Genomic DNA, 24,267 nt, shown 5'->3' with positions numbered 1-24,267 from the left:
CATCCTTCCATCGAACGAGAGGATCATGAACCGTCTCGAAGCGATGTCCATCCTCGTCGCGGTCGTCGATGCGGGCAGTCTGTCGGCTGCCGCCCGCCGGCTCGACATGCCGCTCGCCACGGCCAGCCGCAAGGTTGGAGAACTCGAATCGCATCTGAAAACACGTTTGCTTCACCGCACCACGCGCCAGCTATCGTTGACCGAGGCCGGCGCTTCCTACGTCGCCGCGTGCCGGCGGATTCTCGAAGAGATCGGCGAAGCCGAGCGCGCCGCGACGGGCGAATACGCGGCACCGAGGGGCCAACTGGTGGTCACCGCGCCGATCGTTTTCGGCCGGCTGCACGTCGTGCCGGTGGTCGCGGATTTTCTGGCGCACTACCCGGAAATCGACATCGATCTCGTGCTGACGGACCGCATCGTGCATCTGCTCGACGAGCACGCCGACGTCGCGATCCGGATCGGCGAACTCCCCGACAGCACGCTGGTCGCGAGGCGCGTCGGCGCGGTGCGCCGGGTCATCTGCGGCAGTCCCGCGTACCTCGATGCGCAGGGTGTGCCGGCCAGACCACCGGATCTCGGCGCGCATCGCTGCATCACGTTCGAAGTGCTCGAGTCGACGCGCGCGTGGACCTTCGGCTCCGGCCAGTCGGTGCTGACCGTGCCGGTGCAGTCTCGCCTCACCGTGAACACGGCGGACGCCGCGATCGCGGCGGCGATTCTCGGCGTCGGACTGATACGTGTGCTCTCCTACCAGGTGGCGGACGCGATCCATGCGAACGAGCTTCGTGTCGTGCTCGATGCGTTCGAGTCGGCGCCGTTGCCGATCCATCTCGTGCATGCGGGGCAAACGCCGTTGCCTTTGAAGCTGCGCGCCTTTCTCGACTTCGCGACACCACGGCTGCACGCGCGCATCTCAGGACAACCGATCAGAGCGACCGACGCCTGAGCGCGGCCGCGTCGCGGCGGTCTCCACTCCGGACGCGATTTCCACGACATCGCCGGGGCGTTGGTTACCCGCCGTAGGTCGATTCCCATCCCCCTCCCAGCGCTTTGCAGAGCGTGATCAGATTGGTCGCGGCGGTGGCTTTGCTCTTCTGCAGATTGCTCTGCGCTTCGAGCAATTGCCGCTGTACGTTCAGCACGTCGAGATAGTCGAGCGCGCCCGCCTTGTAGCGTGCCCGCGCGACCACGAGCGCGCGCTCGTTCATGCTGACGGCCGCGGCCAACCGATCGCGGCGGCGTTGTTCGGCATCGTAGGTGACGAGCGCATCGTCGACTTCTTGCCACGCCCGCAGCACCGTCTGCCTGTAGACGATGGCGGCTTCCTGTTGCTGCGCTTCACGCAATTGCAGCGTGCCCTTCAGACGACCGCCCTCGAAGATCGGCAACGTGATCGACGGTCCCACGACGAACTGCCCGGACGCCCAGCTGCCGAGATTCGACAATTGCAGGCTCTGCAGGCCCGCGCTGCCGTTCAGCGTAATGCGCGGATAGAAATCGGCCTTCGCGACGCCGACCGTCGCGGTCGCCGCATGCAGGTCCGCCTCCGCCTTGCGGATATCGGGCCGGCGCTGCACGAGCTCCGACGGAAAGCCGATCGGCACCTGTGCGGGCAACACCGGCACCTCGCGAGGCGCGGCAAGCGTCTGCCGCAGCGCCCCGGGTTCCTGCCCGAGCAGCAGCCCGATCGCGTTGATCGTGGTCTCGGAGCGCGACTCCAGCGTCGGAATCAGGCTTTCGATGTTTTCCACCTGCGCGGCGGCGTTCGATACGTCGAGATCGGTGGTGACGCCTTCATGCGCACGAACCCGCGTGAGCTTGAGCGCATCATTGGCGATGTCGAGATTCTGTTTCGCGATCTGGAGCAGGTCCTGCGTGTCGCGCAGCTCGATATAGTCGCGCGCCAGCTCCGCGCGCGCGCTCAACAGCACGGCGTTGCGGTCCTCGTACGAGGCCTCTGACATCGCGGTCGCCGCTTCGACGCTGCGGCGCACGTGCCCCCACAGATCGATCTCCCACGACGCATCGAACCCAGCCTGATACAGGTTATAGGCGGGCGAGCCATTGGAGCCCGGCATGGCCGCCACCCCGAGCGGCGCGCTGCCGGAAGCCGATTGCGGCTGGCTCTGCGTCGGGGTAACGCCGAGCAGCGACAGGATGCCGTTTTCGCTGCCGCGTTCGCGGTTGTACGAAGCGGCGCCGTCGAGGGTCGGGTACTCGGCCGCGCCGACCACGCGGCGCTCGGCCCGGCTTTGCAGCAAACGCGCGGAGGCCGCTGCGACGTCCAGATTGGCGTCGGCTAGCTGCTTTTCCAGATCGTTCAATACCGGATCGTTGAACAGCGTCCACCAGTCTGGACCGAACTGGGCTTGCACGGCGCGGCTCGGCGACTGCGCGGCTTGCGTGCGCTCGAACACCCGCGGCGTAGCCGTCTGTGGGCGTTCGAAGTTCGGACCCACCGTACATGCCGTCAGCGCAATACAGGTCAGAAGCGCGGCGACGACACCGCGCAAGGAGTATTCGCTCGTGTTCATTCTCTTTCCGCTCCCTCGGCCGTGGCTTCGTCACCGTGGCCTACCTTGACTTCCGCCTCGACCGAAAGCCCCACGCTCAATGCCGACGCCTTCGCCTGGCCGCGATCGATCGTGATCTTGACGGGTACCCGCTGCACGACCTTCGTGAAGTTGCCGGTGGCGTTGTCGGGCGCGATTGGCGCGAAGCTGACGCCGGTCGCGGGAGCGAGACTATCGATCCGGCCGCGGATCACGACGCCGGGCAGGCTATCCACCGTCACGCGCACGGTTTCACCCGGCCGCATGTTGGTGATCTGGCTTTCCTGGAAGTTGGCGACCACGTACGCATCCGATAGCGGCACGATCGCCAGCACCGGCGCGCCAGGCGTCACGAACGCGCCGACCCGCGCCGATCGGCGGCCGACCTTGCCGTCGACGGGCGCGCGGATCTCCGTATACGAGAGGTTCAGCTTCGCCTGCTCGAGCGCAGCCTCGGCATGTTGCAGTGCGCCTGCGGCCTTGTCGCGCTGCGTGCGCAGCACGTCCAGATTCTGCTCGGTGGCCAGCAACGCCGCCTGATCGTGCGACTGCTGCGCAAGCTGCTGCGCGAGTGTGCTCGAAGCGCGTTGCTGTTCCTGTGCCGTCCCAGCGCCGGCGTCGGAAAGGTTCTGGTAACGCGACGCGTTGGCCCGAGCAAAACCGATCGATGCGTCGTCGGCACGCAGCGTCGCGCGCGCCTGCTCGACCAGCGACGGCTGCCGCGCAATCTCCGCGTCGAAGTTCGCCACCGACGCCTTCGCCGCGACCACTTCCGCCTCGGCGCTCATCAACGCCGCGCGAAAGTCGCGGTCATCAATGCGCACGAGCAATTGGCCCGCTTTCACGTCCTCGTTGTCGTTGACCAGTACGTCGGTGATCTGGCCCGGGACGCGCGGCGCGACGAGCGTGAAGTCCGCGGTGACGTAGGCGTCGTTGGTGGACTCGGTACTCGGGCTCGCAAAGAGCCTCGTAGCAGCCCATGCAGCAAGGCCGACGACGCCGATGACCGCGGCAACACGAAAGATCTTCAGTGGGGAGGGCATAGTCGATGACATGGAAATCGTTCCTCAATGCGAAGAAGGCGGCGTCGTGCTCCACGGCGGATAGATGCGCACAGGTAACACGGGAACCAGCAGAAGAAGCGCAACGGCAACACACGCCATCACGCGATACAGATCGGCGGAGGTCAGAACCACCGCCTGTTCGTGAATCCGGTGCGCGAACTGACCGAGACCGTAGTTCGCGTCGACGCCCTGGTTCGCGATCAGTAACCGGTTGCCCAGTTGATCGACCAGCATGCTCGAATGAAAGTGCTCGCGCGCAGTCCCCACAGCTTCGATGAGTCCGCTCGCCAGCGCCGCGGAAAACGTCTTGACGGTATTGAACATCGCCGAAGCGAACGGACCCTCGGTGGGCGGCAGCCCCGTCGTCACGCCCATCAGGATCGACATGATCACCAACGGCTGCGCGACGATCTGCAACGATTGCAGCAGGTAGAAGTTGTCGCGAATCCATTCCGACGTCATAAAGCTTCCCAACGCGCAGGTCGCGAACATCAGCGCGAGACCCGTGGCGATCACCCAGCGGTGATCGGCGCGGCGCGTGTTGAGCAAAGCAGCCGTCAGCGGCAATGTGATCAACAGCGGGATGGCCAGAGACAGCGACAGCGGCGCGGTCTGCAGCGGGCGGTAGCCATGCACTTTCGCGAGATACTGGCCCGGAATCGCCGCCATGCCCACCAGCAGGATCACGGTGCCGACCAAGGTCGAAAGTCCATGCGTGAAGTTCCTGCGCGCAAGCAGCTGAAGCTTGAAAAACGGCACCGGCTGAAACCATTCGTTGACGAGAAATGCGACCAGCAACAGCGACCCCGCGCCGAACATCACGCGAATGAACCCGGAGTCGAACCAGTCGAGACGATCGCCTTGCAATAGACCGGTCACGAGCATCGCGACCGCGGGAAATCCGGTCACGAAGCCGACCCAGTCGAACGAGCGAAACCGCTCGAGCTTCATCGGGTCCGCGGGAAGCCCCTGCTGAATGGCTACGCAGCACAGCACGCCTAGCGGAACGATCTGCCAGAACGCCATCCGCCAGCTGACGAACTCGGTCCACAATGCGGCGAGCGGCGTGCCGAGGGCCGGCCCGAAGGTCGCCGTCAGCGCATAGCCGGCGAGGCCATACAGCTTCAGATTGGGCGGCAGATAGCGCAGCGCCACGATGATTAGCATCGGCGGCAGGCATCCGCCCGCGATTCCCTGCAGGATGCGCAACAGGTACAGAGCCGGCAGATTTGGAGCCAACGGGCACAGCAGGCCTAAGCACATCGTCGCCAGCACCGCGCCGATCGTGAAGCGCTTGAGCGTGAACGTGATGCCGAACCACGGCGCAAACACCATCGTTGCGACGTTCGCCGCTTCGAATAGTGCGGTTAGCCAGGTTGCGTCATCATGTCCGATCAGGAAGGCGCCCTGGATATCCGCCATCGCGGCCGCGGTGACCTGCTCGTTGAGGATCGCCAGCAGCGACGCGAACAGCATGCCGACGAGCCCGAGCGCGATGCGCGCCGTAAAGCTCACCTGCGCAGGGGGCGTCTGGGGCGGCGCCGCCATCACGCGCAAGGGAGCGGGCTCCGGCGATCGCGGAATACTCGGCGCTTCCATTTCAGTCGTCATAGGTTTCACCCGCTCCCGTTTGGTTAGCTGTACTGCCCGATAGGCATAGTCAGCTGTCGGCTCACCGCGCTTCGCTGCTGTTCACCGATTGCTTAATTGTCAGAGATCGGGACGATTTCCGAAAGCTTCGGCATGTCGGGTTTTGGGCCATCTAGTACGGAAAACTGGCCAGGCCACGCTGTCGCGAACGGCTGCGTGCCGCGCGCGGCACGGGCGCAAAAGCGTGCGTCGCGACGAAACCGGGTGGTTCGTCGCGGGCCATTCCATTCAGTTGCTGGCTTGAGAGTCAGGCGAAACGCCGATGCGCGACCAGCGGTTACCGGCTGGCCGGAATTGACCCGTATGTGTTCGGGCCAAAGCGGGAGATATGGCTTAGTGCGGCCGTGGAGGCAGCAAGCGGCCGCCTAATCGAAGCGCGTCAATTCCGCCGCAATACGGAGCTCGCGATACGCGCTCACCAGTGCATCGAGGCTGAAGGACCGGTTCAGGCCGCTTGGGTTAGGCAGCACCCATACGCGCGCACCGCCGAAATTGCGCGCTTGCAGGCCCCATTCGATCTCACGCTGGCCGGACATTTCGGCGAGCGCCACCTTGCCGAGAAACGCGATGAATCGCGGCGCGTAGTGTCGGATCTTCTGTTCGAACTGCGCCGCAGCGGCTTGAACCTCCGCCTTCGACAACTGGTCCGCACTAGCCGTCGGGCGGGCGACCGCAGCAGTCAGACCATATCCACCGTTCAGCAATTGACGGTCGTTCTCGGGGCGAAACTCCTCCTGTGTGAAACCTGCACGATGAAGAACCCTCCAGAACCGGTTGCCCCTGCCTGCAAAGTGATGTCCAGTCGACGCCGCGAGCAATCCGGGATTGATGCCGCAAAAGAGGATCGACAATCCGGGCCCGATGACGTCGGGCAGGGATTGCGCGGCATCGTCATTCGCTATCGGCGACACGTCTGAAAGCTCCGCGATGGACTCACTGTTGCGCACTCGCCTCCCCTCTGAATCGCATCCGATATTGCTTCGGGGTGACGTTGAGTCGCCGCGAGAAAGTCGTGCGCATATGCGTGGCGTTGTGAAAGCCGCATTTGAACGCGACCGTCTTTAGCGGAGCATCGGTATTCTCGAGCAGCTTTCTTGCTGTATCGACGCGCACCTGCTCGACGAACACCGAGGGCGTCAACTTCGCGTGCTTCGCGAACACCCGCGACAAGGTGCGGCGGCTCACCGAGGCCGCGCTCGCGAGGTCGTCGATCGACAGCGCCTCGGTAATATGCTCGCTCACAAATCGATAGACCTTGTGAAGGATCGGATCTTCGTCCTTGCCCGCACCAATGTAGGGGCTGTACTGCGACTGACCGCCTTCGCGCTGGATATACACGACCAGACGCTTCGCGACCCGCACCGCGAGCTCGTGCCCCCAGTCCTCGGCAACGAGCGCGAGACACAGATCGATGCCAGCGGTCACGCCGGCCGATGTGAATAGCCGTCCGTCGCGAACGAAGATTCTGTCCGGCTGCACATTGGCTTGCGGAAATTCACTGGACAGCCGATGCGCGTCCGACCAGTGCGTCGTGACCTCCTTGCCGTCGAGCAACCCGGCATGCGCGAGCACGAACGCGCCATTGCACACGGAGCCGAAGCGGCCCGCGCTGCGCGCCTGATTCTGCAACCACGCCAGGAATTCATTCGATGGCTGGGCATCGGGTAACTGCGGTCCTCCTGCGACCAGCAGCAGGTCCCATTGAACGTCACGGTCGGCATAGCCGAACGAAACCGCCAGCTGCATGCCATTCGAGCAGGTCACGGTGCCCGCCTCGCGCCCGACCAGTGTGACCTCGTAGCGCTGATGCTCGGGCAGAAACGTATTCGCCTCGGCGAACACATCGAGTGGGCCTGCTACATCCAGCGCCTGCACACCATCGAATACAACAATGGCGACTTTCATGCCGTGACCTTCATGACGGGAACTATGTTTGCGATGCGTGGCGCAGCTTACCGCATCATCGGCCGCGCATGCCGTCAGCGTCTGGAAAAACTATTGTGTCTGCGAGTAACAAATCTGTCGCGGCCACGATGCCCGACACGCCGCACGCCTCGACCGCGTGCGTGGCTCAAAACCTCAACTAGTTGGCAGATGAACGCACCATCCGCATGTTTCCGCCACTGCCTCGCTTAACTAGACTGTGTACACGACCGCGGCCCGGGCATATCAACCGGGCATGCCGGGAAGTCTCCCGCTCAGGACGGCGCTTGTGACGCGCGTCAATGCCTGGCTGTACCGTGGGCGACTATACGCAGCGATAGCAGTCACTTCATGTGTTGCGGCCGGCTCACGACCGCACAGCGACCAAGGGCAGATTCATCATGTTCAAGGAACGTCAGAGATCCTTCCTGTTCGGGGGCAACGCCCCCTACGTCGAAGAGCAATATGAGCTTTACCTGGCTGACCCGGATGGGGTCACGGCCGAGTGGCGGGCGTGGTTCGATGCGTTGCGCGATACCCCCGCCAGCGACGGCAGCGATCGCGACGACCAGCCGCATGCACCGGTGATCTCCAGCTTCGTCGAACTGGCAAAGCGAACGCCGCGTGCCGTCGTCGCGGCCGGCCACGACGACGATAACCAGACCGATGAGAAGGCCGTCGACGCGCTGGGCCTCGCGAGAAAGCAGGTCGCGGTGCAATCGCTGATCGCCGCGTTCCGGATGATCGGCACGCGCGTCGCCGATCTCGACCCACTCGCCTGGACGCCGCCCCGCTCCTACGCCGAACTGACCCCGGCCTACTACGGCCTGTCGGCCGCCGACATGTCGACCACCTTCAGCACCGCCGACACCTTTCTGTTCGAGGACGACGCGACGCTGAAAGACATCGTCGACGCGCTCGAGCAAACGTACACCGGCACACTCGGCGCCGAGTTCATGCACCTCGCCGACGCGCAGCAACGGCGCTGGTGGCAGATGCGGCTCGAATCCACGCGAGCGAGACCGACGCTACAAGCCGCGGAAAAACTGCGGCTGCTCGAACGTTTGAGCGCGGCCGAAGGGCTCGAAAAACACCTGCATTCACGCTATGTCGGGCAAACGCGTTTCTCGCTCGAAGGCGGCGAGTCGTTGATCGTGCTGCTCGACGAACTGGTCCGCTATGGTGCGTCCAAAAAGCTGCGCGCGCTCGTGATGGGCATGGCGCACCGCGGCCGCCTGAACGTGCTCGTGAATATCGTCGGCAAGCCGCTACGCGCGCTGTTCGACGAATTCGATGGCAAGAATGCCGAGAAACTGACGGCAGGCGATGTCAAGTATCACAAGGGCTTCACGAGTTCGGTCGAAACCGACGACGGACCGGTTGAAGTGACGCTCGCGTTCAACCCGTCGCACCTGGAGATCGTCGATCCCGTCGTGCAAGGCATGGCGCGCGCGAAGGCGGAGCTCGCCGGCAGTGCCGACGGCGACGACGTGCTGCCGGTGGAAATCCACGGCGACGCGGCGATGTCCGGCCAGGGCGTAGTGATGGAAACGCTGAGCCTTTCGTATACGCGCGGACACGGAACGGGCGGCACCGTCCACGTCGTCGTCAACAACCAGATCGGCTTCACGACTTCCGATCCGCGCGACACGCGTTCGTCGTTCTATACGACCGATGTCGCGAAGATGATTGAAGCGCCGATCCTGCACGTCAATGGCGACGACCCAGAAGCGGTCGCGATGGCGGTGAGGATGGCGCTCGACTATCGCACCACCTTCAAACGCAGCGTCGTCATCGATCTCGTTTGCTTCCGCAGATACGGGCATCAGGAGCAGGACACGCCAGGCATCACGCAGCCGCTGATGTATCGCTCGATCGCGAACCATCCAGGCGTGCGGACCCGCTACGCAAACCGGCTGATCCAGCAAGGCTTGCTGACGGCCGAAGAGGCGCAACACTACGTCAGCGCGCGCCGCGAGCTTTTCGAGCGGGCGCACGAAACCGTCGGTTCCTATGCGTCGCCGCTGCACGAGGAAGCCGGCAAGCGCGCGCGCTCAGCCCCGCAGAGAGGCGCAGCCCGCCACCTCGTCCCATCGGCCGACGATCTGCGCGCGCTCGCGCAGCGGATCTCGACCGTCCCCGCAGACCTGACGCTGCATCCGCTCGTCAGGAAGATGATCAGCGGGCGGCAGGAAATGGCCTCCGGAAAACGCCTGCTCGACTGGGGCATGGGTGAACACCTGGCATTCGCCTCGTTGCTCACAGCCGGGGTCAGTGTGCGGCTCAGCGGGCAGGACAGCGCCCGCGGGACCTTCAACCACCGGCACGCGGTGCTGCACGATCAGACTCGCATGCATCGTCCCGATGGGGTCTACGTTCCGCTCGATCATCTCGGCGCAGCGCAAGGCCGGTTCAGCGTGACGAACACAATTCTTTCCGAGGCCGCCGTGCTGGCATTCGAGTATGGCTATTCGACGGTGAATGGCAATGCGCTGGTGATCTGGGAAGCGCAATTCGGCGACTTCGCCAATGGCGCGCAGGTGGTGATCGACCAGTTCATCGCGGCGGGCGAGGCCAAGTGGGGACAACACAGCGGCCTGACGCTGTTCCTGCCTCACGGGCAGGAAGGCCAGGGCCCCGAGCATGCATCGGCGCGGCTCGAGCGCTACCTGCAATTGAGCGCGCAGAACAATATGCGGGTGACGCAACCGACCACCCCCGCGCAGTTGTTCCATTTGCTGCTGATGCAGGCCGGCACCGTCGCACGGCGCCCGCTCGTGGTGATGACGCCCAAGTCGCTGCTGCGCCACGCGGAAGCGACCAGCACCTTCGACGAGTTGAGTCACGGCGAATTCCGCGAGGTTTTGCCGGACCTCCACATCGACGCGTCCCGCGCGGCTGGTGTAGAGCGTGTGATCGTAACGAGCGGCAAGCTCTACTTCGAATTGCTCGATCATCGCCGCAGCGTCGGTATCACCGACACCCCGATCATCCGGGTCGAGCAGCTCTATCCCTTTCCGGCGCAACAGCTGGCTGCCGAACTCGCCCGCTATCCGAACTTGAAGACCGTGGTCTGGTGCCAGGAGGAAGCGCGCAACCAGGGCGCATGGAGTTTCGCCGAGCCGCTGCTACGCGAGATTCTGCCGACCGGCAAGGCGCTGCTGTACGCGGGACCGGATGCCTGGGCATCGACCGCGCCGGGATCGCACGCGGCGCATGCGGCAGTGCAATCCGCGCTCGTGTCGCGAGCGTTCACCGGCTGAGTGCGTATGCGTGTCGCGATGATGCTCTATGCAGGATTTCAGCTGCTCGAAGTCAGCGGTCCGATGGATGTGTTTCATCAGGCAAACCGGCTGTATGGGGGTGTCTTCTATGAATCGCATCTGATCGGCCCGTCGCCCGGGCCGGTGCTTGCTTCGAACGGAACGGCCGTGGGTACGACGGAATGCCTGTTCGATTCGCGCCCGCCATTCGATCTCGTCGTCGTGCCCGGCTCGCCGGTGCCCGGTTCTGCGCGCGAGCATCGCGAACTCGTGGACTGGCTGAGCGATGCGGGGCCAAAGGCCCATAGGCTCGCCTGTATTTCGAACGGCGCGTTTCTGCTTGCCAGCGCCGGTCTCGCCGATCGCCGCTGGCTGAATACCCATTGGCGCGACGCCGATCGCCTCGCGGCCGAATATCCGCTGGTCCATGTGATATCGAATCCCGGCTGCCTGAAGGATGGCAACCTGTACTCGTCGGGCGGTGCGAGTGCGGCAATTCACCTCGCGCTGTCGCTGGTGCGGGAAGACCTCGGCGAACATGCCGCGGGAACGATCGCCACGGCGTTGTTGACGCTGCCGGAACGAAACGCCGGGTGCGTACGGAGAAATCGATGTTAGACATGAACCTGATCCACAAGGCTCTCGCGAATCCGCTGCGGCGCGACATCCTCGGGTGGTTGAGAGCCCCCGCCGCGACCTTTCCGGACGACTACGCAGGCCACGGCCGCGGCGTACCCGTGCACGCGATCCAGGCGCGCAGCGGTCTGGCGCAGTCGACGGTATCGATGCATGTCGCCCTGCTGGTCGAGGCGGGACTTCTGGTTCCGCGGCGAGTCGGCCAGTGGGTTTTCCTGTCGCGCAATGAAGAAGTGATACGGGCATTTACCGAACAGATTCGCATGCATTTGTAATGGATAAGCTCAACATGATGCGGATATTCGTCCGCATCGCTGAAGAAGGAAGCTTCACGGCAGCGGCCTCCCGTCTGGACATTCCGACGGCCAACGCGTCGCGGGCGGTCGCGCAACTCGAGATGCATCTGCGCACCCGTCTGCTGCACCGGAGTACCCGGCGGCTCGCGCTGACCGAGGCGGGCGAGCGATATCTGGATCGCTGCCAACAGATACTCGCCTCGGTCGACGAGGCCGACGCCGAGGCAGCCAATGCGCAAGTCAAACCCTCGGGCCGGCTGCGCGTGCATGCGTCGCCTGGTTTTGGCACGACGTATCTGGTGCCGGTAGCGGTCCACTATCGTGAGCGCTATCCTGCCGTGTCGGTCGAGCTGACGTTATCGTCTGGCACGCCCGATCTTCTCGACGATGGCTACGATCTGATGCTTCGATTGAGTTCGACCGATCTTCCGGACTCCGGACTCGTTTCGCATCGGCTCGGCGACGTCCACAGCGTGCTGTGCGCCGCGCCCGCTTATCTGCATGCGCGCGGCACGCCGCGCACGGTGCAGGACATTCGCGGTCACACGTGCCTACAGCTCGTCATGTCGATCTTCCCGCGCGATCGCTGGCATCTGGACGGACCCAACGGCCGCGAAACGATCGTGCTTCCAAGAGCCGCGGTCGAAATGAACTTGCCTGATGCGCTCGGTGTCGCCTTGCGCGAAGGGGTGGGCATCGGCGCGCTGCCGATGTCGAGTGCCCTGCCCTTGCTCAACAGCGGTGCGCTGGTTCGCGTGCTGCCGCAGTATCGGCTGCAGAAGCTGACGGCCTTCACGGTCCATGCATCGCGCCAGTATCTGGACGCCAAGATCAGAACTTTCGTCGATTTTCTGCGCGAGACCGTGCCGACGGCACTGGCCGAAGATGAGGCGGCGCTCGGTAGTTGAGCCCCGCCTCGGTGGCCTGCCGCTCGATGCCGTGTCGCGGCTGGCTGGACCTGGATCGATTCAACCCGCGTTTGCCTTGTGCTGGTGCGACGCCAAGCCTTGCGATTGGGATTGTGATTGCGGTTGCGCGGCTATCGCGCGGGAAACCATTTCGTTTTGCTTGATGATCCTGTCGATCTCGGCGTCGGCCTTTGCATCGTACCGCGCAAAAACGTCGGTGCTATAGCGCGTGTTCTGCGCTGCGCCCAGCTGCGAACCGGACTCGTCCCGCGTGTCGGCATCGACCGTCATCGACAGGCCGATACGCAGCGGATGCGCGGCCAGCTCGGCGGGGTCGAGTTCGATGCGCACCGGTAGCCGCTGCACGATCTTGATCCAGTTGCCGGTGGCGTTCTGCGCCGGCAGCGTCGCGAACGCGCTGCCAGTGCCGGCCGAAAAGCCCTCGATACGCCCGTGATAGCGGGCGCGGCGGCCGTAGACGTCCGATGTGAGCGTGACCGGCTGGCCGATCCGCATGTGCTTGAGCTGCACTTCCTTAAAGTTGGCGTCGACCCATACGCCGTCGAGCGGCACGATCGCCATCAGCGGCGTGCCCGGCGCGACGCGCTGGCCGACCTGGACCCGGCGCTGCGCGACGTAGCCGGTCACCGGCGCTGGCAACGTATCGCGCGCATACGCGAGCCACGCGGTGCGCACTTTCGCGGCGGCGGCCTGCACGTCCGGATGCTGTTCGACCGTGGTGCGGTCGGTCAGCGCGTGATTGGCTTCGCCCTGCTGGCGCGCGGCGTCGAGCGCGGCCTGCGCGACGCTGACGGCATCGCGGGCGTGCGCGATGTCTTCGGCGGACACGGCGCCCGTGTCCGCCACGGCCTCGCGCCGGCGCAGGTCGTCGCGGGCTCGGGCCAGATCGGCTTCGCGCTGCGCGACGTTCGCCGCGTAGAAGTCGTTGTTCACATACAGGCCGGAGACGCGCCGCACGGTCTGGCCCAGCTGCGCTTCCGCATCGGCGAGCGCGAGCTTTGCATCGGCCGGATCGAGCGTAACGACGGGGTCGCCTTGCTTGACGATCTGCGTGTCGTCGGTGTTGACCGCGATCACCGTGCCGGTGACCTGCGGCGTCAGTTGCACGAGATTGCCGCTGACGTACGCGTCGTCGGTTTCCTGATGATAGCGGCCCTCGGTGTAGTAGTAACCGCCGTAGGCCGCGCCCGCGAGCACGACCGCGGCACCGAGCAGCGCGATCAGGCGCTTGCGGCTCGACGGGGGCGTCGCCTTGTTGTCGCCTTCGGGCGTGGCGGGCGCTTGCGCGCCGCTCTTGTGTTCGGCTTCCTGATCCGCCAGTTCGCGGTCGGTCGTGATCGAATCGCTCATTGCAGTTCTCCTGATAGGTTTCCCGGCGTGCCGTTCAACGTGCGGCAACCGTGGGATTGACTTGACTGGCGGATGCGCGAGCCGCGTCCGCATGATGGTCTGTGCCCGCCGACGTATCGACATAGCCGCCGCCCAACGCCGACGCGAGCTCGATCTGCTGGTCGCGGCGGTTCATCTTCAGATTGGCGATCGCCTCGTCGGCGTTCAGTGCGGTGACGTCGGCATTGAGCACGGTCAACTGGTTGGTCAGGCCAGCCTTGTATTGGGTGGTCGCGAGGCGATCGGCATCGCTCGCGGCCTGCTGCGCGGCCAGCGCATCGCCGAGCTGCGCGTCGCTCGCGCGAATCTGCGCGAGCTGCGTGGCCACGCCGCTCAGCGCGCCGATCAGCGTCTGGTTGTAGGTCGCCACCGCATAGTCGAACTCGGCGTAGCGGCCCTTCAACTGCGCGCGCAACTCGCCCGCATCGAAGATCGGCAAGTGGACCGCCGGGCCCACCGACGCGGTGCGGCTCGCGGCGCTCAGGAAGCGGCCGAAGCCGAACGCGTCCAGACCGATCGCTGCGCTCAGGTTGATGTCGGGATAGAACTCGGCCTTCGCTTCCTTCACTTCGTGCGTGATCGCGTCGACGCGCCAGCGCGCCGCGACGATGTCGGGCCGCCGGCTCAGCAGATCGGCCGGCAGGTTGTCAGGCAGACGCACGTCGTCGCCGACGCCGAGCGTCGGCCGCGTGATCGCGAGTCCGCGGTCGGGACCCTTGCCAAGCAGCGCCGCCAGTTGATACCGGGTGGTCAGGATGCTGCCGTCGAGCGCGCTGACACGGGCACGGCTCGTCGACAGATTCGCCTCGGCCGTCTTGCGCTCCACTTCGGTGTCGAGACCGTTTGCGATGCGGCCGGAGGTAATGCGGTCGATCTGCTCGCGCCGCGCGACTTCCTGTTGCGCGATATCGCGTAACGCGTAGAGCCGCGCCAGCTCGTTGTACGTGCGGGCGATCGAGGTGTCGAGCGTGAGCCTGACGACCTGCTCGTCGGCCTCGGCAGCGGACGCCTCCGACACAGCCGCGCGCAGCGCTTCGCGGTTCTTGCCCCACAGATCGAGATCGTAGGAAGCGCTGAGCAGCCCCTTGTTCTCCGTCTGCCACGAGCCGGCATAGGGCGGCGGGATCAGCGCGCTGCTGCTGAACTGCTGGCGCGTCAGCGAGTACGAAGCGTCGACGCGCGGCAGCGTGCCCGCCTTCGCCGTTTCGCTGTAGGCTTGTGCCTGTTCGACCCGGGCGCGCGCCTGGGCAAGCGTCGGACTGCCTTGCAGCGCCTCGGCGATCAACGCCTTCAGTTGAGCGTCGCCGAACTGGTCGGCCCAGTCCGGGGACGGCCAGTTCCCATGCTCCTGCGGCAGGCTCCGGGCCGTTTCCAGCTGTTGTGGCTGATTGATCTGCTTGTCGCTGTGGATGCCCGCATAGTTTGCACAGGCTGCCAGCACTGCGAATGAGATCACCGAAACACCGAGCTTCAGCGTACGGGCGACGGTGTTTGCCCTGGAAGTCTGCGTATTCATTTTCTGACAAATCAGATTAATGGGTGAAAAAAACGCGGCCCACGGCCGCGCCGCTCAATCGCCTGTGAACTTGCGAAGCAGGCGGTCCAGCTCGGCAAACTCGGCCTTCGTGAATTTGCGCAAGCGCGCGTTCAACACATGCGGTGCGACTTCCGGAATCCGCGCGGCGGTTTTCTGCCCCTGCGCGGTCAACGTCAGATTGACCACGCGGCGATCTTGCGGGTCGCGCGAACGTTCCAGCAGCCCTTTCGATTCCAGCTTGTCCAGCATCCGCGTCATCAGGCCGGTGTCGATTCCGAGCAGCTTCGACAGCTCGAAAGGCGTAGTTGCCACACCCTGCTTCAGCGAAAGCAGGATGCCCATCTGCTGCCCGTTGATGTCGAGGTCCTTGAGCGCCGCGTCCATTTCCGCGACGACGACGTTGCGGGCCTTGACGAGCCTGAAGCCGATACTCTCTGTAAGCATGAAGTTCTTCGTCGTGTAGTGGTCCATGGCGGCGTCCTCCTTGTTGATTTTCACAATATCTGCATTATCAGATAATGTCAAGAAGAGGATTGTGTGTTTCATTTTCCGTCCGAACCGGGTTGCCCAATCGGAATCAGTGTCCGCCGGCGGCTGCCGCGCCCGCGGCACCACCTTTGGTCGGCTTCGTCACCCAGATCAGCGGGATGATGACCACAAAGATCACCGCCGAGATCCAGAAGATGTCGTTCAGGCCCAGCATCGTCGCCTGCGCGTTCAGCGAGGCTTCGTAAAACTCCGTGGCCTTGGGAATGCCCGCGTCCAGCGCCGCCTGCAGGTGCGCGATCGCGCCGGAAAAACCAGGGTCCTCCACGCTGCTTTGCTCGGCAAGTCGCGCATGGTGCAGGATCGTACGATCGCTCCATGCGTTGCTCATCAGCGACGTGCCCACCGCTCCCGCGAAAATGCGCACGAAGTTGGACAGACCCGCCGCCGCCGGAATCTCCTCCGGCTTCAGACCCGACAGGATGATCGCGGTCAGCGGCGTGAAGAACAGCGCGGTCGGAATGCCTTGCAGCAAAGTGGGCAGCACGAGCGTCCACGCGTCGATGCCGGTCGTGTAGTTGGAACGCATGAAGAACACCCCGGCGAATCCGACGAACGCAAGCGTGGCGAGCACCCGCATGTCCGAGCGCGGCATGATCTTGCCCATCACCGGCGCGAGGATCACGGCGAAAATGCCGAGCGGCGCGGTCACGAGCCCCGCATCCACCGCCCGGTAGCCGAGGAAGCCCTGAATCCACTGCGGCAGGATCACGAGGTTGGCGAAGAAGATCGCGTAGGCGACCGAAATCGCAATCGTGCCGCCGAGGAAGTTACGTCTGGCGAAAAGCCGCAGGTTGACGATCGGCTTTTCCTCGGTCAATTCCCAGATCAGGAAAAACAGGAAGCTGACCGCGGCGACGATCATCAGCGCCCAGATCACCGGCGAGCTGAACCAGTCGAGGTCGCGGCCCTTGTCGAGCATGATCTGCAGCGGTGCGACCCATGCGATCAGCGAGATCAGGCCGACCTTGTCGATCGGGAGCTTGCGCGACGGCGTCTCGCGATCGCGGTAGATCGCCCAGATCGCGCCCGCGGCAAACAGGCCGACCGGCACGTTGATGTAGAAGATCCACGACCAGCTGTAGCTGTCGGTGATCCAGCCGCCGAGCGCCGGACCCGCGATCGGCCCGACCGTCGCGGTCATCGCCCACAACGCCAGCGCGTTCGAACTTCTTTCCTTCGGAAACGACGCGAGCAGCATGGCCTGCGACAACGGCACCAGCGGCCCCGCCACCGCGCCCTGCACGACGCGGGCGACGAGCAGTACCAGCAGGTTCGGAGCGAGTCCGCACGCCGCCGATGACAGCACGAACAGCAGAATCGCCCAGACAAACAGCTTGACCTGGCCGATGCGCTGCGTGAGCCACCCCGTCAACGGAATCGACACCGCGTTGGCCGCGGCAAACAGCGTAATAACCCATGTGCCTTCGTCGATCGACACGCCGAGGTTGCCCGAGAGCGTCGGAATCGCGACGTTGGCGATCGACGAATCGAGCACGTTCATGAAGGTGGCGAGCGCTACGGCAAACGTGCCGAGTGCGAACTTTGCGCCAGTCAGCTGGGCCGGCGCGGCCGGGTTGGTCGATGGGTTCATTGCAACTCCTCGTCTCGGTTCGAAGCGCCCTTCGATTGCGGGCTGATATCTGATATGTCAGATAATCGAATAAAAAAATGCCGCCTAGTCGTTCAGCAGTCTGGACAGCAGCACGTTCAACGTATCGAAGTCCGACTTCGAGAAGTGCGAGAGCCGCTCGCTCCAAGCGCCACGGGTGACTCGGACATTGCGGGCGGCGACGGCCTGCCCTTCCCGGCTCAACGACACGTCCACGTGACGGCGATCCCTCTCGTTACGCGCGCGCTCGATCAGTCCGCTCTTTTCGAGCTTGTCCAGCACCCGGGTCATCCGGGCCGGGGGGATACCTGCCTGTTTCGAAAGTGCGGCCGGCGTTGTGACGTTGCCGCGCGCAAGCGTGAGCAGGACGCCGCGCGCCTGCAGGTTCAGCCCTGCATCCGCGAGCCCCGATCTGAGCTCGCTTCCAATCAGCTGACGCGCCTGACCCAGCACAGACACCAGCTTTTGCGCGCGCTCAAAGTCTTCGTTGGTCGAATCGTCCATCGGTCGTCTCCAAGATATCTGACTTCAGCTTATTTGACTATGCAGATTTGAGCAAGCGGATTTGTTCGCCAGATGCGCCACATGGTGTAAAAACTGAATTGCGCCGCCAGCGACAATCGACGCCATTTCATGTGGCTACATGTGGCTATGATGTTCTGGCGGGGATTCGACCGCCGCTTTCTTTTCAGGAAGACAGAATCATGACTGACAACCCGCTTACTTCAGGTATCGATCACGTCGGACTCACGGTCCGCGATCTGAACCTCACACGCGACTTCTTCGTGAAGTGCCTCGGCTGGAAACAGGTTGGCGAACGGCCCGCTTACCCGGCGGCGTTCGTATCGGACGGACACGTGATGTTGACGCTGTGGCAGGTCACCGACCCGAGCCGCATCGTCGAATTCGATCGCAAGGTTCATGTCGGACTTCATCATCTTGCGTTGCGCGTGAGCAGCGAGAAAGCGCTCACCGATATATTCGCGCGCGTATCGGCGTGGCCCGGCGTGAAGGTCGAATTCGCGCCGGAGGACCTCGGTGCCGGTCCCAAACGCCACACGATGGTGTATGAACCGGGCGGGATCAGGCTCGAGTTCGATCACGATCCGCGAACGCAAACATCCTGAATGCGGATCGGTGCCGCTGAGGTCAGACGCCGCGACACGCACGCGACGTGTCACGACTGACCTCTTGTTCCTGCCGCTCACAAGTGTTTGTCCGCGCCCTGTATGCAAAAGCGGAGCACGACTGCATAAATTAGTAGCCGTCGGAGCCATCAGCCCGATCACACAGTGCTGATCCAATTTACTTCGAGGTTCACTATAAGTCAGTCTCCCAAAGTCATCGTGGTTACCGGTGCGTCGCAAGGCATCGGCGCCGAAACGGTCAAGGCGTTTCGCCAGCTCGGCCACAACGTCGTCGCGACATCGCGCAGCATCAAGCCGTCGGACGATCCCAACCTCGTCACCGTGGCCGGTGACATCGCCGATCCGGCCACCGCTCGACGGGTCATCGAAACAGCCGTGGCGCGCTTCGGGCGGGTCGATACGCTCGTCAACAATGCGGGCATTTTCGTGGCCAAGCCGTTCACGCAATACACGGCCGAAGATTACGCGACGGTCACCGGCATCAATCTCGCGGGATTTTTCTACATCACGCAGCTTGCGGTCGCCGAGATGGAAAAGCGTGAGCGCGGCCACGTCGTCAACATCACGACGACGCTCGTCGATCACGCGATCGACGGCGTGCCGTCGGTGCTGGCCTCGCTGACCAAGGGCGGCCTCGCCGCCGCGACGCGCTCGCTCGCGATCGAGTACGCGAAGCGCGGCATCCGCGCCAACGCGGTGTCGCCCGGCATCATCAAGTCGCCGATGCATGCGCCCGAAACGCATGCGGCGCTCGGCGCGCTTCATCCGATCGGTCATATGGGCGAGATGAGCGACATTGTCAACGCGATCCTCTATCTCGACTCGGCACCGTTCGTGACTGGCGAGATCCTGCACGTGGACGGCGGCCAGAGCGCGGGTCACTGAGTGGACCACGACACGACGCGCGTACGAGGCTCAATGCGCGCGCGTCACCGGCGCGGCGGGCGTCATGGGCTTCGCCAACTGCTCCATCAGAAAATCGACGAAAGCGCGCACGCGCGACGTCAAATAACGCGCATGCGGATAGAGCAGGATGAACGGCCGCGTGCGTGCGCCCGCGTCGCGCAACACTTCCACGAGGCGCCCTTCGCGCAGATCGTCCTCGACGACGAAGCGATAGGTCTGAAACAGCCCCGCGCCGGCACGCGCGAGCGTCACGCCGGCAAGCGCGTCGCCGGAGGTTCGATAGCTTCCGCTCGTCAGCACGTCGCCATCCTCGGGCGAGCGCTCGAAGGTCCACGCGAGATGACGCCCGCTGCTCGGCATTTCGAACTGGATGCACTCGTGGGCCTGCAGGTCCTCGACGGTGTTGGGCACCCCCGCGCGTTTCAGGTAGGCGGGGCTCGCCACCACGACCATTTCGGCATCTTCGAGCTTGCGCGCGACGAGGTTTGAATCGGCCGGTGCGCGTCCGCGTATCGCCAGATCGAAACCTTCGTCCGCGAAGTCGATGTTGCGGTTGCTCAGGTGCGTCTCGACCTGGACTTGCGGATAGCGCTCGCGAAACGCCGGCAGCAGCGGCAACACGCGATAGTGCCCATACGGCGTCGGCATGCTGATGCGCAGCACGCCTGCGGGTGTGGTCTGCTCGCCCGTCACTTCGCGCTCGGCGTCCATCAGTTGCGACAACGCCTGACGGCACTGCTCGAAGTAGCGCCGCCCCGCGTCGGTCAGACGGATCTGGCGCGTCGTGCGCACGAACAGGCGCACGCCGAGCCGTTCCTCGAGCCGCGCCACCGAGCGGCTCACCGCCGCCGGCGTGACACTCGCGGCGTTGGCCGCGAGCGTAAAGCTTCCGAGCTCCGCCGCGAAACAGAAGAGCTCGATGCTGCCCAGCAGCAGATCGTCGAATTTGCGTTGCATGCCTGTCCGCCTTCGTCTTTTGGCTCAAGAACCTGTCGATCCCGGCCGCGCGGCAGCGAACGCATGGACGCGGAACTGACGACCGACAATTGACGCGCCGGAAGCCACACCCGCATCGGCAGGTGCGCGCGCCACGTGTTTCGATGCCATCCATGCGTGCGAGGCATCGAGGCCCGACTGCTCAGTTCCACACCGATTGCAGCCGCTCGATACTTTCCCGCGTTTCGCGCTCCAGCTGCGCCATCAGTTCGCCCGCCGCCAACGACCGCGCAAGCGGCGCAGCCTGGCCCGCCCATTGCGCGCCGTAGCCGAACTCGCCCTTGGCCTTGGCCGCTGCGTTGAGCGCCTTGCCCGCGTCGTAGGTGATCGGATAGGACGGCGTACGCGGCGCCTGCGGGTCCTCGCCGAGCGCGGTGAAGCGATTGACGATGCTGCGCGCGAGGCGCCCCGAGATCGCCGACGTGAACGTCGTCGAGCGCGCCGCATCGCTGAGCAACGCGCGGCGATAGCCGTCGTCGATCGAGGTTTCCGGGCACGCGACGAACGCGGTGCCCAATTGCGCCGCCTGCGCGCCCAGCGCGAGCGCGGCCGCGATGCCGGCGCCGTCCATGATGCCGCCCGCCGCGATCACCGGCAGGTCGAACTCGCTCGCCAGCAGACGCGTCAATGCGAACGTGCCGAGGCGCTCGTCGCGCGAGGTCGTGTCGAATATGCCGCGATGACCGCCCGCCTCGATGCCCTGCGCGACGATCGCATCGACGCCTGCTTCGACGGCCGTCGCCGCTTCGTCGAGATTGGTCGCGCTCGCCAGCAAACGGATGCCCGCGTGCTTCAGTTGCGCGATCACCGCATCGGGCGGCAAGCCGAAATGGAAGCTGACGACGGCCGGCTTCTCCGCGAGCAGCATCGTCTGCATCGCGGTATCGACGACGAAGCTCGTGTAGATCTCCGACAGCGCTTGCGGCGGCGTCGCGCCGTATTGCCGGAACACCGGTTCGAGCCATTCGAGCCACGCGCGCTCGACGGCGGCATCGGGCGTCGCCGGACGATGACAAAACACATTGACGTTGAACGGCCGCGTGGTTAGCTCGCGGGTCTGGTGGATCGCGCGGCGCGCGTTCTCCGCGTTCATCGCGGCAACGCCGAGCGAGCCCAGACCGCCCGCGTTCGACACCGCGGCGGCCAGCGCCGGCGTGGTGACACCGGCCATCGGCGCCTGAATGATCGGCTTGTGGATGCCGAGCGTGCGCAACAACGCGCGGTTGTTCGCTTGAGTGCTCATGTTCCCTTCCCACCGGATGCGTTAGAGGTTCAATGTGGCTGCCACCTTGCCAGCCGGTCAGGCTCCAGTGCGGCGGTGCGCCCAGCGCGCGAGGCCGCCGCAGGCGATCAGCAGCGCGCCAGTCACGAAGAACACCGCGTGCAGCCCGAGGTGAACGCCGATCACGCCGCCGATCACCGGGCCCACCACCTGGCCGCTGAATTGCGCCGATTGCAGATAGCCGAGCATGCCGCCGGTCCTGCTTTCATCCACCGACTGCCGCGCGAGCTTGCCGATCGACGGCAACAGACCCGCGAGCGTCATACCCATCAGCACGCGCAACCCCGCGAGCTGCCACCACTGCGTGACGAAGGCTTGCGGCACCATTGCCAGTCCCGTCAGCACGAGGCAGGCGACGATCACGCGCCAGCTCCCGAAGCGGTCGGCCAGCGCGCCGAGGCGCGCGGCCGTCAGCATGCTCCCGAGCGCCGAGCATGCCATGACCACGCCCGCAACGCGAGCAAGATGCGGCGCGCTCACGCCGAGGTCACCGATGTACACGGTGATGATCGGCTCGATCGACATATTGGCGAGCAACACCATCATCGCCGTGACGAGCAGCGCCGCGACCACCGCGTAGTTGGTGCGCCGCACGGGTACGTCCGAGCTGCCGGATGCGCGCGCTTTGCCGTCGCTGGCCGGGTGAAACTCTTCCTTCACCATGAAGATGGTCAGCAGCGCCGCCGCCGCGATCATCGCGCCGCCCGCGAAGAACGTGCCGCGAATGCCGATCCAGTCCGGCAGCACGCCGCCGACGAGCGGCCCTACCAGGTTGCCCGCGAGCGCGCCCGTCGACAGGATGCCGAGCGCCCAACCCGCGCGTTCGCGCGGCGCCTGGGTGCCCACCATCACCGTGGAAGCTGACGCGTAGCCGCCTACCAGACCGGCGATCAGACGCAGTGCGACCAGTTCGTACACATTGTGCGCCACGCCGATCAACGACATCACCACCGCCATACCGATCGCCGCGCGCACGAGCATCGGCTTGCGCCCGAAGCGGTCGGCCAGACGCCCCCACAGCGGCGCGGTGAGCGCGGTGCCGAGAAAGGTCGCGCCGAACGCGATGCCCGACCACTGGATCACCGCGGACTGCGAGCTGACGCCAAGTTGCCGCACATAGAGCGGCAGGAACGGCAGCAGCATGCTGAGGCTCACGAGCGTCGTGAACGAGCCGAACACGCAAACGACGAGATTGCGCCGCCAGTACTGGACGTTGCGCTCCGCGTAGCCGCGCGGCCGCGCGTCGTGCCGCGCAGGCGGCGCCGCGAGCGCCGCCGATGAGGACGAAACCGGGGAGTTCATTTCGCGCTCCGTGCGGCCAGCAGATCGACCGCGAGTGCGAGCAGCAGCGCCACCGCGCCGATCGCGTAGAGCACCGGATAATTGCCGCCGCTCGAAGAAAACACGAACGAAAGACCATAGGCCGCCAGCGCCTGCATCACCGCGAAGCTCGTGGTCGCGCGGCTCCACGCGCCCTTGACCGCGGACGGATGGTGCGCAAGCAGTTCGTTGACGCGACCGAGCGCCAGCGGCACGATGCCCGGCGTGAACGCGCCTACGACAAAGGCGGACACCATCAACCCCGCCGCGCCGAACAAGCCCACGGCCGGAATCGCGACCGCAGCGGCCTGCGCCAGATACGCGACACGCAGCGCGCGGCCGAAACCCGCGCGGTCGGCCAGATGCCCCGCCGCGAGCGGCCCGACGATCGCGCCCAAGCCGTACAGCACCCAGAATTCAGCGCCCGCCTCGACGCCGCGCCCCAGCCCGCGTGCCACGAAATCGACGAGAAACAGCATGTGCGGCACGAGTCCCACCGCGTTCAGGCCATATTCGACATAGAGCGAGCGCAGGCCGGCGCGCGGATAGGCCGGGGCTGTTTCGAAGCGCGAATGCGCATGAACATGCGCCGGTGCCGCGTGCTCGGGCCAGCCGTTCCACGCCACCGCGGTCAACCCGAGCGAAACGGCCGCGAGCCCGAGCCACGTCCACGTGAGTCCCTGACGCAGCAGGATCGGCACGATCGTGCCCGATGCCGCAATGCCGAGCCCGATGCCGGTGAAGATCCCGCCGCTCGCGAAGCCGCGACGAGCCGCCGGCACGTGCGCAAGGATGGTGGGCGCGGCGAGCACCATCAGCGCGCCGCCCGAAATTCCCGACGCGAGGCGCCAGATGAAGAACCACAGGAACGACACGGGCACCGCGCAGGCCACGAAGGCGATGGTTGCAAGCAGCATCATCGCGCGCAGCACGGTGGCGGGTTTCGCCACGCGCACCATCGCACCGGCCAGCAGCGCGCCGGCCAGATAGCCGCCGAGGTTCGCCGCGCCGAGATAGGCGGCGGTCGAAGCAGGAAACCAGTGCGCGCCGATGATGGCAGGCAAAAGCGGCGTATAGGCAAACCGCGCGAGACCGATGCCGATCAGGCTCGCGCTGGCCCCGGCGAGCGTGCCCCGCCAGACGTTGTAGCCGGCCGGACCGGCCGGATTCGAGACGGCTTGCTGCATGACGACTCCCGCGGACCCGTGCTGTTAAGCA

At 65.0% G+C, this 24,267-nt stretch carries 21 protein-coding genes; 7 read left to right on the top strand and 14 right to left on the bottom strand.

Going from position 1 to position 24,267, the window contains the following annotated elements; genetic code table 11:
• Window positions 1-25 precede the first annotated feature (25 nt).
• Window positions 26-946 carry a LysR family transcriptional regulator gene (locus tag G5S42_RS05005; protein WP_176105796.1) on the top strand — a complete coding sequence of 307 codons (921 nt, stop codon included), beginning with the start codon at window positions 26-28 and terminating at the stop codon, window positions 944-946.
• Window positions 947-1,010: 64 nt separating this feature from the next.
• Here the strand turns inward: G5S42_RS05005 and G5S42_RS05000 are convergent, their stop codons facing one another.
• The 5 genes from G5S42_RS05000 to G5S42_RS04980 form a co-directional block, all read right to left on the bottom strand.
• On the bottom strand, window positions 1,011-2,534 hold the full coding sequence (locus tag G5S42_RS05000) for an efflux transporter outer membrane subunit (protein ID WP_176105795.1): 1,524 nt from the start codon (window positions 2,532-2,534) through the stop codon (window positions 1,011-1,013).
• Entirely contained in the window at window positions 2,531-3,607 is a 1,077-nt protein-coding gene (locus G5S42_RS04995) for an HlyD family secretion protein (protein ID WP_176105794.1), read from the bottom strand. Before G5S42_RS04995 ends, G5S42_RS05000 begins: the two co-directional genes overlap by 4 nt.
• A 12-nt stretch (window positions 3,608-3,619) precedes the next feature.
• A complete protein-coding gene (locus G5S42_RS04990; protein WP_176105793.1) occupies window positions 3,620-5,227 on the bottom strand; it encodes an MFS transporter in 1,608 nt (535 codons plus the stop codon).
• Between the two features lie 404 nt (window positions 5,228-5,631).
• Window positions 5,632-6,168 (bottom strand): G/U mismatch-specific DNA glycosylase, encoded by a 537-nt coding sequence (gene mug, locus G5S42_RS04985; RefSeq protein WP_312883630.1) that lies wholly within the window; start codon window positions 6,166-6,168, stop codon window positions 5,632-5,634.
• Window positions 6,169-6,199: 31 nt separating this feature from the next.
• Window positions 6,200-7,171, bottom strand: a complete 972-nt coding sequence (locus tag G5S42_RS04980; RefSeq protein WP_176105791.1) for a GlxA family transcriptional regulator — start codon at window positions 7,169-7,171, stop codon at window positions 6,200-6,202.
• 419 nt (window positions 7,172-7,590) lie between these two features.
• Here G5S42_RS04980 and G5S42_RS04975 point away from each other — a divergent pair, with 419 nt between their 5' ends.
• Genes G5S42_RS04975 through G5S42_RS04960 form a run of 4 tightly spaced genes read left to right on the top strand, consistent with a single transcriptional unit; the run spans window position 7,591 to window position 12,292 of the window.
• Entirely contained in the window at window positions 7,591-10,452 is a 2,862-nt protein-coding gene (locus G5S42_RS04975; protein WP_176105790.1) for a 2-oxoglutarate dehydrogenase E1 component, read from the top strand.
• A 6-nt stretch (window positions 10,453-10,458) separates the two neighbouring features.
• Complete coding sequence (locus G5S42_RS04970) at window positions 10,459-11,070, top strand: AraC family transcriptional regulator (RefSeq protein WP_176105789.1); 612 nt, start codon at window positions 10,459-10,461, stop codon at window positions 11,068-11,070.
• On the top strand, window positions 11,064-11,363 hold the full coding sequence (locus G5S42_RS04965; protein ID WP_176105788.1) for an ArsR/SmtB family transcription factor: 300 nt from the start codon (window positions 11,064-11,066) through the stop codon (window positions 11,361-11,363). The genes G5S42_RS04970 and G5S42_RS04965 overlap by 7 nt, the downstream gene beginning before the upstream one ends.
• Window positions 11,363-12,292 (top strand): LysR family transcriptional regulator, encoded by a 930-nt coding sequence (locus tag G5S42_RS04960; RefSeq protein ID WP_176105787.1) that lies wholly within the window; start codon window positions 11,363-11,365, stop codon window positions 12,290-12,292. The genes G5S42_RS04965 and G5S42_RS04960 overlap by 1 nt, the downstream gene beginning before the upstream one ends.
• A gap of 60 nt (window positions 12,293-12,352) precedes the next feature.
• Here the strand turns inward: G5S42_RS04960 and G5S42_RS04955 are convergent, their stop codons facing one another.
• The 5 genes from G5S42_RS04955 to G5S42_RS04935 form a co-directional block, all read right to left on the bottom strand.
• Window positions 12,353-13,663, bottom strand: coding sequence for an HlyD family secretion protein (locus G5S42_RS04955; protein ID WP_176105786.1), 1,311 nt, complete (start codon window positions 13,661-13,663; stop codon window positions 12,353-12,355).
• A gap of 34 nt (window positions 13,664-13,697) precedes the next feature.
• Entirely contained in the window at window positions 13,698-15,218 is a 1,521-nt protein-coding gene (locus G5S42_RS04950; protein WP_176105785.1) for an efflux transporter outer membrane subunit, read from the bottom strand.
• A gap of 54 nt (window positions 15,219-15,272) precedes the next feature.
• Entirely contained in the window at window positions 15,273-15,710 is a 438-nt protein-coding gene (locus G5S42_RS04945; protein WP_176110353.1) for a MarR family winged helix-turn-helix transcriptional regulator, read from the bottom strand.
• A 106-nt stretch (window positions 15,711-15,816) separates the two neighbouring features.
• The gene (locus G5S42_RS04940; RefSeq protein ID WP_176105784.1) at window positions 15,817-17,379 is read right to left on the bottom strand and encodes a DHA2 family efflux MFS transporter permease subunit; all 1,563 of its coding nucleotides are present in this window, start codon (window positions 17,377-17,379) and stop codon (window positions 15,817-15,819) included.
• Window positions 17,380-17,463: 84 nt separating this feature from the next.
• Window positions 17,464-17,901 (bottom strand): MarR family winged helix-turn-helix transcriptional regulator, encoded by a 438-nt coding sequence (locus tag G5S42_RS04935; RefSeq protein ID WP_176105783.1) that lies wholly within the window; start codon window positions 17,899-17,901, stop codon window positions 17,464-17,466.
• Between the two features lie 200 nt (window positions 17,902-18,101).
• On the opposite strand from G5S42_RS04935, the gene G5S42_RS04930 reads away from it, so the two are divergent.
• The gene (locus tag G5S42_RS04930; RefSeq protein WP_176105782.1) at window positions 18,102-18,524 is read left to right on the top strand and encodes a VOC family protein; all 423 of its coding nucleotides are present in this window, start codon (window positions 18,102-18,104) and stop codon (window positions 18,522-18,524) included.
• A gap of 195 nt (window positions 18,525-18,719) precedes the next feature.
• Window positions 18,720-19,430, top strand: a complete 711-nt coding sequence (locus G5S42_RS04925; protein ID WP_176110351.1) for an SDR family NAD(P)-dependent oxidoreductase — start codon at window positions 18,720-18,722, stop codon at window positions 19,428-19,430.
• A gap of 30 nt (window positions 19,431-19,460) precedes the next feature.
• Here the strand turns inward: G5S42_RS04925 and G5S42_RS04920 are convergent, their stop codons facing one another.
• From G5S42_RS04920 to G5S42_RS04905, 4 genes are all read right to left on the bottom strand, one after another.
• Window positions 19,461-20,408 (bottom strand): LysR family transcriptional regulator, encoded by a 948-nt coding sequence (locus G5S42_RS04920; RefSeq protein ID WP_176105781.1) that lies wholly within the window; start codon window positions 20,406-20,408, stop codon window positions 19,461-19,463.
• Between the two features lie 181 nt (window positions 20,409-20,589).
• Entirely contained in the window at window positions 20,590-21,690 is a 1,101-nt protein-coding gene (locus tag G5S42_RS04915; RefSeq protein ID WP_176105780.1) for an NAD(P)H-dependent flavin oxidoreductase, read from the bottom strand.
• 57 nt (window positions 21,691-21,747) lie between these two features.
• On the bottom strand, window positions 21,748-23,031 hold the full coding sequence (locus tag G5S42_RS04910) for an MFS transporter (protein WP_176105779.1): 1,284 nt from the start codon (window positions 23,029-23,031) through the stop codon (window positions 21,748-21,750).
• Window positions 23,028-24,236 carry a YbfB/YjiJ family MFS transporter gene (locus G5S42_RS04905; protein ID WP_176105778.1) on the bottom strand — a complete coding sequence of 403 codons (1,209 nt, stop codon included), beginning with the start codon at window positions 24,234-24,236 and terminating at the stop codon, window positions 23,028-23,030. The genes G5S42_RS04910 and G5S42_RS04905 overlap by 4 nt, the downstream gene beginning before the upstream one ends.
• Window positions 24,237-24,267: the final 31 nt, after the last annotated feature.

Source organism: Paraburkholderia youngii, assembly GCF_013366925.1.
Classification (GTDB): Bacteria; Pseudomonadota; Gammaproteobacteria; order Burkholderiales; family Burkholderiaceae; genus Paraburkholderia; species Paraburkholderia youngii.
The sequence above is the reverse complement of the archived record's forward strand: the minus strand, read 5'-3'. Positions and strand labels throughout refer to the sequence as shown.

Bases quoted from the DNA above. Each gene is read 5' to 3' on its own strand.
- G5S42_RS04995 (WP_176105794.1), bottom strand. From the start codon at position 3,607: ATGTCATCGACTATGCCCTCCCCACTGAAGATCTTTCGTGTTGCCGCG.
- G5S42_RS04965 (WP_176105788.1), top strand. From the start codon at position 11,064: ATGTTAGACATGAACCTGATCCACAAGGCTCTCGCGAATCCGCTGCGG.
- G5S42_RS04970 (WP_176105789.1), top strand. From the start codon at position 10,459: ATGCGTGTCGCGATGATGCTCTATGCAGGATTTCAGCTGCTCGAAGTC.
- G5S42_RS04960 (WP_176105787.1), top strand. From the start codon at position 11,363: ATGGATAAGCTCAACATGATGCGGATATTCGTCCGCATCGCTGAAGAA.
- G5S42_RS04940 (WP_176105784.1), bottom strand. From the start codon at position 17,379: ATGAACCCATCGACCAACCCGGCCGCGCCGGCCCAGCTGACTGGCGCA.
- G5S42_RS04945 (WP_176110353.1), bottom strand. From the start codon at position 15,710: ATGGACCACTACACGACGAAGAACTTCATGCTTACAGAGAGTATCGGC.
- G5S42_RS04910 (WP_176105779.1), bottom strand. From the start codon at position 23,031: ATGAACTCCCCGGTTTCGTCCTCATCGGCGGCGCTCGCGGCGCCGCCT.
- G5S42_RS04950 (WP_176105785.1), bottom strand. From the start codon at position 15,218: ATGAATACGCAGACTTCCAGGGCAAACACCGTCGCCCGTACGCTGAAG.
- G5S42_RS05000 (WP_176105795.1), bottom strand. From the start codon at position 2,534: ATGAACACGAGCGAATACTCCTTGCGCGGTGTCGTCGCCGCGCTTCTG.
- G5S42_RS04905 (WP_176105778.1), bottom strand. From the start codon at position 24,236: ATGCAGCAAGCCGTCTCGAATCCGGCCGGTCCGGCCGGCTACAACGTC.
- G5S42_RS04980 (WP_176105791.1), bottom strand. From the start codon at position 7,171: ATGAAAGTCGCCATTGTTGTATTCGATGGTGTGCAGGCGCTGGATGTA.
- G5S42_RS04930 (WP_176105782.1), top strand. From the start codon at position 18,102: ATGACTGACAACCCGCTTACTTCAGGTATCGATCACGTCGGACTCACG.
- G5S42_RS04975 (WP_176105790.1), top strand. From the start codon at position 7,591: ATGTTCAAGGAACGTCAGAGATCCTTCCTGTTCGGGGGCAACGCCCCC.
- G5S42_RS05005 (WP_176105796.1), top strand. From the start codon at position 26: ATGAACCGTCTCGAAGCGATGTCCATCCTCGTCGCGGTCGTCGATGCG.
- G5S42_RS04915 (WP_176105780.1), bottom strand. From the start codon at position 21,690: ATGAGCACTCAAGCGAACAACCGCGCGTTGTTGCGCACGCTCGGCATC.
- G5S42_RS04920 (WP_176105781.1), bottom strand. From the start codon at position 20,408: ATGCAACGCAAATTCGACGATCTGCTGCTGGGCAGCATCGAGCTCTTC.
- G5S42_RS04935 (WP_176105783.1), bottom strand. From the start codon at position 17,901: ATGGACGATTCGACCAACGAAGACTTTGAGCGCGCGCAAAAGCTGGTG.
- G5S42_RS04955 (WP_176105786.1), bottom strand. From the start codon at position 13,663: ATGAGCGATTCGATCACGACCGACCGCGAACTGGCGGATCAGGAAGCC.
- G5S42_RS04990 (WP_176105793.1), bottom strand. From the start codon at position 5,227: ATGACGACTGAAATGGAAGCGCCGAGTATTCCGCGATCGCCGGAGCCC.